Annotated in this window: 10 protein-coding genes; 6 read left to right on the top strand and 4 right to left on the bottom strand. The window is 69.6% G+C overall.

Features of this window, described 5'->3' with window-relative positions:
- Window positions 1-6: 6 nt before the first annotated feature.
- Window positions 7-726, bottom strand: a complete 720-nt coding sequence (locus Adu01nite_RS16330) for a MaoC/PaaZ C-terminal domain-containing protein (RefSeq protein ID WP_239132455.1) — start codon at window positions 724-726, stop codon at window positions 7-9.
- A 116-nt stretch (window positions 727-842) separates the two neighbouring features.
- Window positions 843-2,168: a 3-oxoacyl-ACP reductase gene (locus Adu01nite_RS16325; RefSeq protein WP_203727711.1), complete on the bottom strand. Its 1,326-nt coding sequence runs from the start codon at window positions 2,166-2,168 to the stop codon at window positions 843-845.
- A 51-nt stretch (window positions 2,169-2,219) separates the two neighbouring features.
- On the opposite strand from Adu01nite_RS16325, the gene Adu01nite_RS16320 reads away from it, so the two are divergent.
- Entirely contained in the window at window positions 2,220-3,497 is a 1,278-nt protein-coding gene (locus Adu01nite_RS16320; protein WP_203727710.1) for an acetyl-CoA C-acetyltransferase, read from the top strand.
- On the opposite strand, the gene Adu01nite_RS16315 is transcribed toward Adu01nite_RS16320, so the two are convergent.
- The gene (locus tag Adu01nite_RS16315; RefSeq protein ID WP_239132454.1) at window positions 3,467-5,701 is read right to left on the bottom strand and encodes a putative bifunctional diguanylate cyclase/phosphodiesterase; all 2,235 of its coding nucleotides are present in this window, start codon (window positions 5,699-5,701) and stop codon (window positions 3,467-3,469) included. The two genes, Adu01nite_RS16320 and Adu01nite_RS16315, sit on opposite strands and share 31 nt — an antisense overlap.
- 197 nt (window positions 5,702-5,898) lie before the next feature.
- Here Adu01nite_RS16315 and Adu01nite_RS16310 point away from each other — a divergent pair, with 197 nt between their 5' ends.
- The 5 genes from Adu01nite_RS16310 (at window position 5,899) to Adu01nite_RS16290 (ending at window position 13,211) form a co-directional block, all read left to right on the top strand.
- Window positions 5,899-7,488 (top strand): MFS transporter, encoded by a 1,590-nt coding sequence (locus Adu01nite_RS16310; RefSeq protein ID WP_203727708.1) that lies wholly within the window; start codon window positions 5,899-5,901, stop codon window positions 7,486-7,488.
- A 22-nt stretch (window positions 7,489-7,510) separates the two neighbouring features.
- On the top strand, window positions 7,511-8,125 hold the full coding sequence (locus Adu01nite_RS16305; RefSeq protein ID WP_307836636.1) for a TetR/AcrR family transcriptional regulator: 615 nt from the start codon (window positions 7,511-7,513) through the stop codon (window positions 8,123-8,125).
- Window positions 8,122-8,526 (top strand): cupin domain-containing protein, encoded by a 405-nt coding sequence (locus Adu01nite_RS16300; protein WP_203727706.1) that lies wholly within the window; start codon window positions 8,122-8,124, stop codon window positions 8,524-8,526. Before Adu01nite_RS16305 ends, Adu01nite_RS16300 begins: the two co-directional genes overlap by 4 nt.
- An 85-nt stretch (window positions 8,527-8,611) precedes the next feature.
- Complete coding sequence (locus tag Adu01nite_RS16295; protein WP_203727705.1) at window positions 8,612-9,895, top strand: cellulose binding domain-containing protein; 1,284 nt, start codon at window positions 8,612-8,614, stop codon at window positions 9,893-9,895.
- A gap of 10 nt (window positions 9,896-9,905) precedes the next feature.
- On the top strand, window positions 9,906-13,211 hold the full coding sequence (locus tag Adu01nite_RS16290) for an NACHT domain-containing protein (protein WP_203727704.1): 3,306 nt from the start codon (window positions 9,906-9,908) through the stop codon (window positions 13,209-13,211).
- Between the two features lie 7 nt (window positions 13,212-13,218).
- Here the strand turns inward: Adu01nite_RS16290 and Adu01nite_RS16285 are convergent, their stop codons facing one another.
- Entirely contained in the window at window positions 13,219-15,648 is a 2,430-nt protein-coding gene (locus tag Adu01nite_RS16285; RefSeq protein ID WP_203727703.1) for a glycogen/starch/alpha-glucan phosphorylase, read from the bottom strand.
- Window positions 15,649-15,662: the final 14 nt, after the last annotated feature.

The following is a 15,662-nucleotide window of genomic DNA, read 5'->3' as shown; positions in this document are numbered from 1 at the left end:
GTAACGTTACGGTGGCGTAACCACGCCCGCAAGATGCGGCTTCGTCCCGTCGACCCGGAATTCCCAGCCGCCGTCGCCGGTGTCGGCGGCGTGGAAACCGACCGTCGACGGCAGCAGAATGGGCTGCTTGAACGCGACGTCCACGGTGTATTCCGCGGGCAGTCGCCCCTCCAGCGCGGCGAGGCTGCGCGCCTTGCTCCACATGCCGTGCGCGATCGGCCGGGGAAAGCCGAACACCCGCGCCCCGACCCGCGAGGTGTGAATCGGATTCCGGTCCCCGGACACCTCCGCATACTCGCCACCGATGCCCGCCGGCACCCGCCAGCGCGCGGTCGGGGCCGGCGGAAGCGGATGGTCACGCTTACCGTGCCCGTCGCTCTTGGTTGCGGTTTTCGAGAGGTACGCGGACACACCGCGCCACACCGGAACACCGTCGCTCGCCGCCTCCGCGACGACGTCGAACTGCTGCCCGCGCTCGTGCGGGCGCAGATTTTCGCACCGTACGGTGAGGTTGAGCGCCTCGCCGGCATCGATCGCCCGGTGCACCGTGATCCGGTTGGCGATGTGCACGATCCCGACCACCGGAAACGGGAAGTCCCGCCCGGACATCAGCCGCATGGCGAGCGGGAACGCCAGGATGTGCGGATAGGTCGGCGGCAGCGTGTCGCCGAGCCGGAACTCGCAGACCCGGTTGTAGCGGGCGAGATGGTCCCGGTCGACCGTCACTCCGCGGCGTTGTAAAACGGAATCCGGAAGGGTCGCCGGGCGCCGTGACGGCAACAGACCGAGTGCGGCCCGGAGATAGAGCCCCGAGGGTTCAGAAGTGACCTCGACGACGGCCATCAGGCGCCCAGCAGGCTCTGCCCGCAGACCCGCACCACGTTGCCGGTGATGGTGGCCGACCCCGGCGACGCGAACCAGGAGATCGTCTCGGCGACGTCCACCGGCAGGCCACCCTGCGACATGCTGTTCATCCGCCGCCCGCCCTCGCGCAGGAACAGCGGCATCTTCGCGGTCATCGCCGTCTCGATGAAGCCGGGCGCCACCGCGTTGATCGTGATGCCCTTCTTGGCGAGCACCGGCGCCATCGACTGGACCAGCCCGATCACGCCGGCCTTGCTGGTGGCGTAGTTGGTCTGCCCGCGGTTTCCGGCGATGCCGGCGATCGAGGCGACCCCGACGATCCGGCCGCCCGCGTTGAGCAGGCCGCGCTCCAGCAGCAGGTCGTTGATCCGCTCCTGGCTGGACAGGTTGACGTCGATCACCGAGTCCCAGCGGCTCTCGTCCATCCGGGCGATCGTCTTGTCCCGGGTGATGCCGGCGTTGTGCACGATGATGTCGAGGCCGACGAGCCGGTCGGCCAGCCGGGCCGGTGCGTCGGCGGCGGTGAGGTCGAGCTGCAGGGCCCGGCCGCGCACGTCGTTGGCGACCGTCGCGAGGGCGTCGCCGGCGCCGGGCACGTCGAGGGCGATCACCTCGGCGCCGTCGCGGGCGAGGACCCGGGCGATGGCCGCGCCGATGCCCCGGGCCGCGCCGGTGACCAGCGCGGTCTTGCCCTCGAGCGGCCGGTCCCAGTCGGCCGGCGTGGGCGTGACGCCGGAGCCGACCCGGATGACCTGCCCGGACACGTAGGCCGAGCGGCCGCTGAGCAGGAAGCGCACGGTCGACTCGACGGCGCTCTCGCCGCCGGGCTCGACGTAGACGAGCTGGCTGGTGATGCCGCGCCCGAACTCCTTGCCGATGCTGCGGGTGAGTCCTTCGAGGGCGCGCTGCGCGGTGGCCTCACGCGGGCTCGCCGCGGCTTCCGGCGGGGTGCCGAGCACGACGACCCGGCCGGAACCGCGGCCGCTGCGGGCGGCCGGGTGGAAGAAGTCGTAGAGCGCGCGCAGCCCGGTCGAGTCGGTGATCCCGGTGGCGTCGAAGACGAGCGCGCCGTAGCGGTCGCCGTCGCCGACGGTCTCGGCCACCTCGACACCGACCGCGGAGAGCAGCTTGCCGAGCGGGTCGGCCAGCCGGCCGCCGGGGGCCGCGCCGAGCAGCACCGGCCCGTCGGTGAGCGGGTCGCCGGGCTGGTAGCGACGCAGTCGCGGCGGGTCGGGCAGCCCGAGCCGCTTGACGACGCCACGGCCCAATCCGGAGTTTGCGAAGTTCGCGTACCTGTCACCCATGGGCGTAGCCTACTCACGAGTAGCTATATCGCCAGACGTTGGAGGAATGCAGTGCCGAACGTGCGTCGCGTCGCCGTCCTGGGGGGTAACCGCATCCCGTTCGCCCGCTCCAACTCGAAGTACGCCGAGGCATCGAACCAGGACATGCTCACCGCTGCCCTGGACGGCCTGGTGGCCCGCTTCGGCCTGGCGGGGGAGCGGCTCGGTGAGGTGGTCGCCGGGGCCGTCCTGAAGCATTCGCGCGACTTCAACCTGACCCGCGAGACGGTGCTCGGTTCCCGGCTCGACCCGCGCACCCCGGCCTACGACATCCAGCAGGCGTGCGGCACCGGCCTGGAGGCGGCGATCCTGGTCGCCAACAAGATCGCGCTGGGCCAGATCGACGCGGGCGTGGCCGGTGGCGTGGACACCACGTCGGACGCGCCCTTGCAGGTCAACGAGGACATGCGGCGGGCGCTGCTGGCCCTCAACCGGGCCCGCACGCTGGGCGACCGGCTCAAGGCGGCCGCGAAGATCCGGCCGCAGCAGGCGTTCATGCCGGCCGTCCCGCGCAACGCCGAGCCGCGCACCGGGCTGTCGATGGGCGACCACGCGGCGATCACCGCGCTGCAGTGGCAGGTCACCCGCGAGGACCAGGACGCGCTCGCGCTCGCGTCGCATCAGAAGCTTGCCGCGGCGTACGAAAGCGGCTTCTTTGATGATCTTGTGACGCCTTTCCTGGGGCTGACCCGGGACCAGAACCTGCGGGCCGACACCACCCTGGAGAAACTGGCGAAGCTCAAGCCGGTCTTCGGTAAAGAGGACGCGACGATGACCGCGGGCAACTCGTCGCCGCTCACCGACGGCGCCTCGACCGTGCTGCTGTCGAGCGAGGAATGGGCGACCGCGCACAACGTGCCGGTGCAGGCCTATTTTGTGGACGGCGAGGACGCCGCGGTCGACTTCGTGCACGGCGAGGAGGGGCTGCTGATGGCCCCGGCCTACGCGGTGCCGCGGCTGCTCGCCCGCAACGGGCTCACCCTGCAGGACTTCGACTTCTACGAGATCCACGAGGCGTTCGCCTCGCAGGTCCTGGCCACCCTGGCCGCCTGGGAGTCACCCGAGTTCTGCAAGTCCAAGCTCGGGCTGGACGCGCCGCTCGGCTCGATCGACCGGGCCAAGCTCAACGTCAACGGCTCGTCGCTGGCCGCCGGGCACCCGTTCGCGGCCACCGGCGGCCGGATCGTCGCGACCCTGGCCAAACTGCTCGCGCAGAAGGGCTCGGGCCGCGGCCTGATCTCCGTCTGCGCGGCCGGCGGTCAGGGCGTGGTCGCCATACTGGAGCGCTGAACCCGCTCGCCGAACTCGACCGGCGGCATCGGCTTGCCGAACAGGTAGCCCTGCAGCAGCTCGCAGCCGGCCGCGTGCAGCGCGTGCTGGTCGGCCTCCTCCTCGACCCCCTCGGCCACCGCCGACATGCCGAGCGACTTGGCCAGCCACAGCACGGCCTGGATGATCGACGACTTGCGGGCGTCCGAGGACAACCCGGCCACGAACGAGCGGTCCAGCTTGACCACGTCGGCCGGGATGTTCTGCAGCCAGGTGAGCGAGCTGTAGCCGGTGCCGAAGTCGTCGAGGGCGATCCGTACGCCCAGGCTCTTGATCGTCTCCAGGCGTTCCCGGACGTCGAGCGAGGAGCCCAGCAGGGCCGTCTCGGTGATCTCCAGGACCAGGCGCTTCGGGTCGATCTCCGGGTTGGCGGCGAGCAGGTCGGCGAGCAGCGGCACGAAGTCCGGCTCGGCGAGCTGGCGCGGGCTGACGTTGACCGAGATGTAGCCGATGTCGTGGCGCCACTCCACCAGGTGGCGCAACGCCATGATCAGCACGTGCTCGCCGAGCGGCACGATCATGCCGGTCTCCTCGGCGGCCGGGATGAACTGGTTCGGCCCGATGATCGAGCCGTCCGCGGCCCGCATCCGGATGAGGGCCTCGGCGCCGACGATCTCGCCGTTCTCGGCCCGCACGATCGGCTGGAACCAGACCGGCAGGGTCTCCTCGCGGTTGCCGGCCAGAGCCTCGCGCAGCAGCTTCTCGCCGGCGATCCGCTCCTGCACGGAGACGCGCATCTGCTCGTTGAAGATCTTCATCCGGTTGCCGCCGGACCGCTTGGCCGAGTACATGGCCGTGTCGGCGGCGAGTACCGAGTCCTCGGCCTGGTCGGCGTCGCGGGCCATCGCCAAGCCGATGCTCAGCGAGACGGTCAGCATGTTGTCCTCGACCGGCAGCGGCTCGCCGAACGCGGCCAGGATGGCCTCGCCGGTCGGCACGCCGACCTCCGGGCCGCCCGGGACCGCCACCACGAACTCGTCGCCGCCGAAGCGGGCGATCAGTGCGCCGGCCGGGGCCAGCGCGGTGAGGCGGGCCGAGATGGCCTTGAGCACGCTGTCGCCGGCCGAGTGGCCGGAGCCGTCGTTGATCGACTTGAAGCGGTCGACGTCCAGGTAGAGCATGGCGGCGCCGTCGGCGTTAGCGCTCAGCAACGCCTGCAGGTCGCCCTCGAACGCCGAGCGGGACAGCAGCCCGGTCAGCGAGTCGTGCCGGACCTGGTGGTGCAGCTCCTCCTGCTGGCGCCGGGACTCGGTGACGTCCTGGCAGTGGATGAAGATCAGCTTGAGCCGGCCGTCCTTGTCGAAGAGCGAGGTGCTGTGCGCCTCGGCCCAGAGGGTCTCGCCGGTGTCGTTGCGGCGGTACTGCCGGATCGCGTTGTGCGTGCTCTTGGCGGCCAGGTTGTCGAACAGCCCGTCCATGGTGTTGTCGATCGGGGTGATCGGTAGATCGGCGACGCCGAACCCGGCCGGCAGCTCGTCCGGCAGGCGGAGCCACTTCCGGTAGGCGGTGTTCATCCGGAGCAGCTCACCGGTCGGCGAGAACATCACCATCGGCACCGGCGTCTCGTCGAACGCGACCGACAGCTGCGCCTCGCGGTCGTCCAGGTTTTCCTGGGCGCGCCGCTCCTCGTCCTCGGTCAGCGCCCACTGGGCCAGCTGGAAGCCGGCCGCCAGCAGCACCGCGCCGCCGTGCAGGGCGGCCCAGACGAACGGGTTCACGTGGTCGCCGTGGTGGTCGAACGTGCTCGTGTGCACCAGGGTGCCGAGGATGGCGTGGTCGAGCGTGGTCGCCACCAGGAACATGCCGAACGGCGCCCAGTCGCGGTAGAGCGCGAGGGCGGCCACGGCGATGAAGAACGAGAAGTGTGCCTCGGTGAGCCCGTCGCACATGGCGACGAAGCCGGCGCAGACGACGACGAAGCCGAACGCGACCGCGACCGACGCGAACCGGCGGTTGCGCACCCGGGCCGCCGCCACCACGCATGGCAGTACCAGCAGCACCGAGATCAGCCAGGGGCTGGCCAGGGCGTGCCGGAACGCTCCGAATATGGTCAGGCCGCCCACGCACGCGGCGAGCAGCAGGGTCAGCAGCCGGTGACGGCGTGCCCAGTCCTCGTCTCGGAGCCCGCCCCCGGCGGGGATCCAGCTCTGCCATCGTTTCAGCACGTGTGAAGTTTCGGTCGGCGGCGGCGGTAGAGCAGGACCCGGCCGGTAGCGGATCGGTTGCGGCGTGACGCCCGGCCGCCGGCGGCGTGACGCCGGGCACATTCCGATACGGAGACGTTCCGTTTCATCGGCGGGAGGGACTAAAGTCCCTGACGAATACGGAACAGTCTCGTTTCGAAAATGAACGGGGAAGTTACATGGCAACTCCCGCCACCACCCAGGCCGGGCACCCCCGCCGCTGGGCGATCCTCGGAGTGCTGGTCATCAGCCTCCTGGTGGTCGTGCTCGACAACACGGTGCTCAACGTCGCGCTGCGCACCATCGCCGACCCGGAGCACGGTCTTGGCGCCACCCAGAGCGAGCTCGAGTGGGCCATCAACTCGTACACGCTGGTCTTCGCCGGCCTGCTCTTCACCGCCGGCATCCTCGCCGACCGGCTCGGCCGGCGGATCACGCTGACCACCGGCCTGGTGCTCTTCGGCATCGCGTCGCTGGTCTCCGCGTACGCGGACAGTGCCTCCCAGCTGATCGCCGCCCGCGCCCTGATGGGTCTCGGCGCCGCGGCCGTCATGCCGGCCACCCTGTCGATCATCGCCAACGTCTTCTCCCCGCAGGAGCGCGGCCGCGCCATCGGCGTGTGGGCCGGCGCGGTCGGCCTCGGCGTGGCCATCGGCCCGATCGTCGGCGGCCTGCTGCTCGAGAACTTCTGGTGGGGCTCGGTCTTCCTGATCAACGTCCCGATCGTGATCGCCGGCGTCGTCCTGGTCTCGGTGCTGGTGCCCGAGTCGCGCGACCCGAAGCCCGGCCGCATCGACTTCCTCGGCGTGATCCTCTCGATCATCGGCCTGTCACTGCTCACCTACGGCGTGATCAAGGGCGGCGAGGACGGCTTCGGCGACACCCTGGCCTGGACCACCCTGGCCGGCTCGGTCGTCGTGCTCACCGCCTTCATCCTCTGGGAGCGGCGGGTCGCGATGCCGTCGCTGGACGTCAAGCTCTTCGCCAACAAGCAGTTCTCCGCCTCGACCGGCGTGATCGGCCTGGTCTTCTTCGGGGCCATGGGCGCGATGTTCTTCGGCGCGTTCTACCTGCAGCTGGTCCGTGGCTACGGTCCGCTCGCGTCCGGCGCGCTGTTCGTCCCGTTCGCGGTCGCTCAGATGGTCTTCGCCCCGCGTAGTGCCGCTATGGTCAAGCGGTTCGGCCCGAAGATGGTCAGCACGGTCGGCCTGCTCCTGGTCGCGCTCGGCCTGGCGGCCTGGCCGTTCATCGGCGCGGACACCCCGATCTGGATCGTCGGTGCGGCGTTCTTCGTGATGGGCGTCGGCATGGCGAACGTGATGCCGTCCGCCACCGAATCGATCATGGCAGCGCTGCCCCGCGAGAAGGCCGGCGTCGGTTCGGCGGTCAGCAACACGATCCGCCAGCTCGGCGGGGCCCTGGGCGTGGCGGTGCTCGGCGCGATCCTGTCCTCGGTCTACCGCGACAACCTGGGCTCGGCCACCGACGGCCTGCCGCAGGCGGCGGCGGACGCCGCCAAGGAGTCCATCTCCGGGGCGTACGGCGTGGCCGAGCAGGCCGGTACCGCGGCTCCGGCGCTGCTCACCGGCGCCAACGATGCCTTCCTCACGGCGATGCACTCCGCCGCGATCGGCAGTGTGGTCTTCGCACTGCTCGGCGCGGTCGTCGCCCTGGTCTGGCTCCCCGGCAAGCGCCCGGCGACCGCTCCCGCCCCCACCTCGGCCGAAGGCCTGGCCGAGGAGCAGGGCGTGGAACTGGTCGAGGCCTAACCCTTACGTAACAATGAATCCCATGCACACGGCAGTGAACGAGAGTGGTACCGGCCAGGAGCGCAAAGCTCCTGGCCGGCCCCGCAACGCGCAGGCCGACGAGGCCATCCTGGATGCCGTGCTCGAGATGCTCAGCTCCGGCCAGAGCGTCGCGGCCATCTCGATCGAGGCGGTCGCGGCCAAGGCCGGCGTCGGCAAGGCCACCATCTACCGGCGGTGGCCCAACAAGGAAGCGCTGATCATCGACGCGGTCGCGGCCATGAAGGGCGCGCTGCCGGTGCCGGTCGGCGAGTCGGTCCGGGACGACCTGATCATGCTGGTGAAGGCCAACCGGTCCGGCCGGGCCCACCGCTACAGCAAGGCCACCGTCTGCCTGCTGCCCGAATTCATCAAGGACGGCGATCTCAACCACATGTACCAGGCGGTCATCGAGCCCCGCCGGGACGTGATGCGCGCGGTGCTGCGGCGCGGGATCGAGACCGGCGAGCTGCGGGCCGACCTCGACGTCGAGCTCACCCTGCTGATGATCCAGGGCCCGGGCATGATGCAGAGCATGCTGAACTGGAACCCGAACGTCGCCGAGGAGGGCTTCGTCGAGGCCCTGATCGACGCGATCCTGCGCGGGGCGGCCGCTTGATCGAGCCGTTCGAGACCGTGGCGCTCGGCGCGGCACCGGTGGTGACCGCGCCGGACGGCTCCGAGGTGCGCCCGCTGTGCGTGCTCCCCGGAGCGGGGAGCTTCGCCCATTTCCGGCTTTCGGCCGGCGAGGTGGCCAAGGCCGTCGTGCACGCCACGGTCCAGGAGATTTGGTACGTCGTGGGCGGCACCGGGACGATGTGGCGCCGGCACCACGATGTGGCCGAGACCGTCGAGCTGCGGCCCGGTCTCTGCCTGACGATCCCGCTCGGCACCGAGTTCCAGTTCCGGGCGGGCGCGTTCGAGGCCCTGGAGATCGTCGCCGCGACGATCCCGCCGTGGCCGGTCTCCTCGGACGACGAGGCGACGGTCGTCGACGGCCCGTGGGAGCCGACCTTCTAGTTCTTTGCCGTGCGGCGGGTCTATCATCGATGGCCAGCGATGGGAGCGCTCCCAATTCGCTGATCCGTCCGAAGGAGAACCCGTCATGGCCTCCCGCATCCGTCCCTGGCTGGCCGCGGCGGTCGCCGCCGTCGCCGCCCTCTTCCTGCTGGTGGTCGCGCTGCCCAGCGCCCACGCCGACCCGGTCGTCGGCAACGCCACCTACTTCGACGCGCTCGGCTCCCCGTACGGCGGGTGCGGCATCCCGCAGGCCGAGCTGGACACGCAGGACTTCGTCGCCCTCAACGTCTACAACACCCCGGGCGACTACAACTTCTACCCGCGGCCGGTCACCGACGCGACCAAGGTCGGGGCCTGGAACAACGGCCTCAACTGCGGACGGTACGTGCAGGTGACGCTCGGCGACTACTGCACCGGGGTCAACGACGGCGCGCAGAACCAGGCGTTCTGCCGCAACGGCTCATGGGTCGCCGACGCCTACAACGGCAAGACGCTCACCATGATCGTCGCGGACAGCTGCGGCGACACCAACGCGTGGTGCCGCGACGACCCGAACCACCTCGACCTGTCCAAGCCGTCGCTCAGCAAATTCGCGTCCGACCTCCTCCCGGACCACTGGAACAACCGCCACGTGAGCTGGGAGTATGTCGCGCCGCCGGCCTACAGCGGGGACATCAAGATCGGGTTCCTGCAGGGGGCGCAGGTCTACTGGCCGGCCATCGCCGTGTCGCACCTGGCCAACGGCATCCACGGCGTGGAATACCTGCAGGGCGGCAGCTGGGTCACCGCCAAGATGAACGGCGACATGGGACAGTCGTACGTCATCGGCGGCACGGCCTCGGGTTCGTCGAGCTTCCAGATCCGGGTCCGCGACGTCAACAACCAGCTGATCAACAACGGCCGGGTCTACAACTTCGCGCTGCCGACGGTCTGCGGCACCCAGTGCTCGCAGGCCTGGACCACGGCGTCCTACTCGACCAGCGACGGCGGTGTCTCCACCACGTCCCCGACGCCGCAGACGACGACTTCGTCGCCGAACCCGAGCCCGTCGGTCACCACCACCCCGCCGGCCACCGGCGCGTGCACCGCGACGTCGGCCGTCACCGGTTCGTGGAACGGCGGCTTCCAGTCGAACGTCACCGTCAAGGCGGGCAGCACCGCGATCACCGGCTGGACCGTCCAGTGGACCTTCACCGGCGGCGAGACGATCGGTCAGATGTGGAGTGCGAGCTACACCACCAGCGGAAACACCGTGACCGCGAAGAACGTCAGCTGGAACGGCACGCTGGCCGCCGGAGCATCCACCAGCTTCGGCTACACCGGAAGCGGCACCCCCGCCGCGGTGTCGGTGAGTTGTTCCACTCCGTAATACTGCCGGGGTGGGACGCGAGGTCAGCTACGAAGACGCCGTCAAGCTCCTGGGCGGCGACACTGCCAAGATCGTGAAGCTGGTCGACACCCTCACGGGTGTCGGCCTGCTCGCGTTGATGGGCCCGTTCCGCGACATCCTGGGTTGGTTCGACGCCAAGGCCGAGTTGTCCAAGGTGACCGAACGCCTGGTCACCGGCCTGGCCGAGAAGCGCTCGAAGCTGTCCCGCTACGAGCGAACCGAACGCTTGCAGGCGGCCCACGCGGCCCTGGCGGTGACCGCGTTCTTCGAGGTGATGGCCGAGGCCGAGTGGCCGTTCCGCTGGCCCGACCTCGAGCTCACCGCGGACGAGCAGCGTTCCCTCGGCCGCGCGAAACAGGCTCCGCTGGGCTGGCATGCACCGGTGCCCGGCCCGGCCGAACCGCACGCGGAGTTCCGCGCCCGTCTGATCCTCTTCTACCGGACGACTCTGGCCATACGCCTGGCGGATTTTGTGCTCGGGCTGCGGGTGTGGGAGCGCACTGGCCACCGCGACCGGCAGGCGTTCGACGAGATGCTGGGCGCCCTGTCCCCGGCGGCGGCCGACCGCTTCGACAGCCTGCTCGGCCGGCTCGCCGCCGACTTTCCGGAGGTCGCCTTCTGGGCCGGCATGCGTGAGCAGGGCGCGATCCACGCGCGCCTACGCGATGTCATCACTGGCCTGGCCGGCATGCGTGAGGTCCTCGACGCGATCGCCGCTGGTGGCCTGCCGGACGACCGTCGCAAGGGTCTCGCCCTGCGCTACGCCGCGGCGCTCAAGCGACCGATCGCCGAGTCTGGTGAGGTGCCCGCCGGGCTGCGGGTTCCGCTGCTCGGCGAGGCGTTCCTGCCGCAGCTTTTCCGGGCCGATGTCGTCAGCGATCAGGATCGGCTCAGCAGCGAGGCCTGGTGGGAGGCGAAGCCTCTACGGGACGACCTGATGGCGTTCCTGACCGGCCACCTGACGTCGGCGCCGGCCACCACCGAGCCCTTGCTGATCCTCGGCCAGCCGGGTTCGGGCAAGTCGGTGCTGGCGAAGGTTCTCGCTGCGCAACTGCCGGCGACCGACTTCCTCCCGGTGCTCGTCCCGCTTCGGGTCGTGCACGCCGCGGCTGAGGTGCAGGACCAGATCGAGCAGGCGATCCGGGCCGACACCGGCGAACGGATCGCCTGGCCCGACTTCTCCCGGTCCGCCGGCGACGCGCTGCCGGTGGTGATCCTCGACGGGTTCGACGAGCTGCTGCAGGCCACCGGCGTCAGCCAGACCGACTACCTGCGCCGGGTCGTCGCCTTCCAACGCCGCGAGGCCGAGTTGGGCCGGCCGGTCGCGGTGATCGTCACGACGCGGACCAGCGTCGCCGACCGCGCCAGCACGCCCGAAGGTTCGATCGCCGTCCGTCTCGAACCCTTCGACGAGGAACGGGTCGCGGCCTGGCTGGATGTCTGGAACTCGGTGAACGCGGCCCGGTTCGCGGCCGGACCCGAACGGGCGTTGAGCGTCGAGACCGTCATGCGGCATCCACATCTCGCTGGGCAGCCGCTGCTGCTGCTGATGCTCGCGCTCTACGACGCCGAGGAGAATGCCCTGCTCAAGTCGGGGTATCTGCGCACCGATGAGCTCTACGAGCAGCTTCTCGCCCGCTTCGCCCGGCGCGAGGTCGGCAAGCTCGGCGAGGGCCTGCCGTTGCGCGAGCGCGAGCGGCGGGTCGAGGACGAGCTGCGCAAGCTGAGCGTGGTCGCGTTCGCCATGTTCAACCGGGACACTCAGTGGGTCACTGAGGCGCAGCTGGAGGCCGACCTGCAGGCCCTGCCCGGCCTGACCGGGGCCGCCGCACCGGTGTCGTCGTCCGGCCTGCGGGCGCCGTTACGGTCGGCCGAGCTGGCGCTCGGATCGTTCTTCTTCGTGCACCGGGCCCGGGCGCTGCGGGACAACATCGCCCTGGAGACCTACGAGTTCCTGCACGCCACCTTCGGCGAGTTCCTGGTCGCCCGCCTGATCAGCGGCGTCGTCCGAAGCCTGATCGCCCGCGAGCGCGCCTCGACGTTCCCGTCCGGCGCGGCCGTGGACGACGACCTGCTGTACAGCCTGTTGTCGTTCGCCCCGCTCAGCGGCCGTAGGCAGACCGTCGACTTCCTCCGCGGCATCGTGGCGGCCGCCCCAGCCGAGGACCGTGCCGACTGGACGGAACTGGTGTTCCGCCTCTTCCGGTCGGCCACGATGCCCCGGCCGCCGCGGGCCTTCGACGAATACGCACCGAAACGACTGTCGGTCCTGTCGCGGCTGGCCGCCTACACCTCCAACCTGCTGCTCTTGGCGCTCTGCGCGGAGGACACCACGGTGACGCGGCTTTTCGGCGGCCGGGAAGACGATGAGCATCAGGACTTCGGCGACTGGCGCAGCATGTGCCTGCTGTGGCGATCACAGGACGCCGCTTCCGGCTGGTCCGGATTGCTGGATCAAGTGTCGGTCGATCGAATTCGCCGCGACTCCTACGCCGACGTTGCGCTCTCCCTCGACAGCGATGCCATCGAGGAAATCCCGCCGGTAGACATGTCGTGGCTGCTTCGTGCGGACAGCCTTGGGCAGGACAACGTGGTCGCGTTCGACGAACGCCTTCGGATGCTCCGCGTGGAGGCCCATTTCACCTGCGATGTCGCATCGGATCTCCAGCAGCATGCCCTGGGCCCGATCGCCCGGGCCGGCTTGGAGTCGGCCGGTGACCTCGTGCACGACTCGCCGCACGCCGGTTTCCACAGTCTGCTCGGCGAGTTCACGCAGATCATGACCGCGAGCGTGCTGCCGTTGACGGAACGGGTGAATTTCTACCGTGCCGCCTCGAGGTGGTGTGCCCAGTACCCGTTGATCGCGGTCCAGCTCCTCAAAGAGTTGGCGCAGGACGTAGAGATCACTCCGTCCTTGATCGTCGAGATCATCGGCAACGACGATGCCCGTGCCAAGACGCTGCGGGACCTCGCGCCGTTTTCGATCGTCCGGTGTGCGCTTGCCCATCTCGACCCGGGTCGCTACCCGGAGGACACTCGGCAACTCGCCAATCTGATTTTCCTTGCACTCTCCAATGACTCGAGTCGCTGGGCGGAGGTTGAACTTGAGGCAGCAATCAGAATCGCCGAGATGGGGCTTTACGTCATGGCGCTCCGTGCGCTGAATGCCGAGGCGCTCCTGTTGAGACACGGAGCCAAGCGCCCCGACTTCGCCGAGCGCATCCTGATCCTTCTCGGCCGGGAAGAACGCGAAACACTGAGGGCCCGGGCGAAACGCCCAGGCCCTCAGGAATGACGACAGGTCAGCGGGTGACCTGCACCGGGCTTACGTGCCAGATGCCGGCGGCGTAATCCCGGACCGTGCGGTCGGCGGAGAAAAAGCCGCTGCGAGCGGTGTTCAGGATGGACGACGTCGTCCACTGCTCGGTGTCCGCCCATGCCTTCTCGACCTGCTCCTGGCAGTCGATGTAGGAGCGGTAGTCGGCCAGGGTCAGGTATTCGTCCCGGCCCAGCAACGACTCCGCCACCTCGCGACCGACGCCGAGGAACTTGCCGTCGAGGATCGCGTCCAAAGCGGAACGCAGCTCCTCGTCCTGCTCGTAGAAAGCCCGCGGCTGGTATGCACCGCCATGGCGCAGCTCCAGCGCGGCCGGGGTGTCCAGGCCGAACAGGAAGAAGTTGTCCGCGCCGACCCGGTCCCGGATCTCGATGTTGGCGCCGTCGAGCGTGCCGATGGTCAGCGCGCCGTTCAGGGCCAGCTTCATGTTGCCGGTGCCGGATGCCTCCTTGCCGGCCAGCGAGATCTGCTCGCTCAGGTCGGCGGCGGGAATGATCAGCGAGCCCAGCGTGACGTTGTAGTTGGGCGGGAAGACCACCTTCAGGTACGGGGAGACGGCCGGGTCCGCGTCGATCACGGCCGCCACCGCGTTGATCAGGCGGATGATGTGCTTCGCCGCGTGGTAGGCGGGAGCGGCCTTGCCGGCGAAGAGAACGGTGCGGGGAGCGTACGCACGCCCGGGGCTTGCCTTGATCCGCTGGTAGAGCGTGATGATGTGCAGCAGATTGAGCTGCTGGCGCTTGTATTCGTGGAAGCGCTTGATCATCACGTCGGTGAGCGAGTCGGGGTCGCCGAGGCCGAGGCGCACCTTGTTGGCCCGCTTGACCGCGCGCCACTTCTCCCGGAAGGCGGCGTCGCCGGTGAGTCGTTCGAGGCCGGTGAGCTGGTCCAGGTCGTTGATCCAGGCGTCGCTGCCGAGGCCCTCGGTGATCAGCGAGGAGAGCGTCGGGTTGGCCAGCTTGATGAAGCGGCGCGGCGAGATGCCGTTGGTGACGTTGTGGAACTTGGTGGGCCAGAGGTCGGCGAAGTCGCGCAGCGTGGTCTCGGCGAGCAGCTGGGAGTGCAGCTCGGCGACGCCGTTGACGGCCTGGGTGCCGACGACGGCGAGGTTCGCCATCCGGACCCGGCGCTCCGGCTCCTCCTGGATGATCGACATCCGGCGGAGGCGGTCGACGTCGCCGGGGAAGCGGTCGCGGACCTCGGCCAGGAAACGCTCGTTGATCTCGTAGACGATTTCCAGGTGGCGGGGGAGCAGCCGCTCGAACATGTGCACCGGCCAGGTCTCCAGGGCCTCCGGCAGCAGGGTGTGGCAGGTGTAGGCGAAGGTCTGCTTGGTCAGCGCCCAGGCCAGGTCCCAGCCGAGCCCCTCCTCGTCGACCAGGAGTCGCATGAGCTCCGGGATGGCGAGGGTGGGGTGCGTGTCGTTGAGCTGGATGACGGTCTTCTTGGGGAACTCGGCCCAGTCGGTGTTGCGCAGCCGGAAGCGCCGGATGATGTCCCGCAGCGAGCAGGAGACCAGGAAGTACTGCTGCTTGAGGCGCAGCTCGCGGCCCAGCTCGGTGCTGTCGTCCGGGTAGAGGACCTTGCTGATGTTCTCGGCGTGCACGGCCTCGTCGACCGCCTCGGCGTACTGGCCGGCCGAGAAGCGGGACAGGTCGAACGACGACTCGCTGCCGCGGGCGCGCCACAGCCGGACGATGTTGACCGTGTCGGTGCCGTGCCCGGGGACCAGCATGTGGCTGGGCTCGCCGAGCACGATCTCGCCCGGGATCCACTGGGTGCGGCCGTTCTCGTCGCGCTCGGTGTGGCCGTAGAAGAAGACGGTCTGCTGGTCGTCGGGGGCCGGGAACTCCCACGGGTTGCCCTGGTAGGTCCAGTCGTCCGGCTTCTCGACCTGGGCGCCGTCCTTGAACGCCTGCTTGAAGATGCCGAGGTCGTAGCGGATGCCGTAGCCGACCGCCGGAATGTCCAGCGTGGCCATCGCGTCGAGCAGGCAGGCCGCGAGCCGGCCGAGGCCGCCGTTGCCGAGGCCGGGCTCGATGTCCAGGCCCTCGACCTCGTCCGGGTCCAGGCCGAGCTGCTTCATGGCGACCCGGGCGATCCGGTCGGTGCCGGAGTAGAGCATGTTCTGTTCGAGCTGCTTGCCCAGCAGGTATTCCGCGGACAGGTAGTAGACCCAGCGGGGATTGGCCGCGTAGTGGGCGGCGGCGGTGCGGACCCGGCGCTCGGCGAGGCGGTCACGAACGGTGAGCGCGAGCGTCTCGTACGCGTCCTGGGTGCTCGCCGACTCCACAGTGGTGCCGCGGCGGTAGTAGAGGTTGCTCAGCAGGTCCTGCTCGAACTCGGCAGCCGAGGTGCCAAGTGGCCGCAGGCCCATCCCGTTGCGTACGTCCATGTCCGCACCCTTCC

Origin of the sequence: Paractinoplanes durhamensis, from assembly GCF_016862175.1 — a bacterium.
GTDB lineage: Bacteria > Actinomycetota > Actinomycetes > Mycobacteriales > Micromonosporaceae > Actinoplanes > Actinoplanes durhamensis.
Note: the sequence above shows the minus strand (reverse complement) of the source record. Positions and strands in the feature narration are given on the sequence as shown.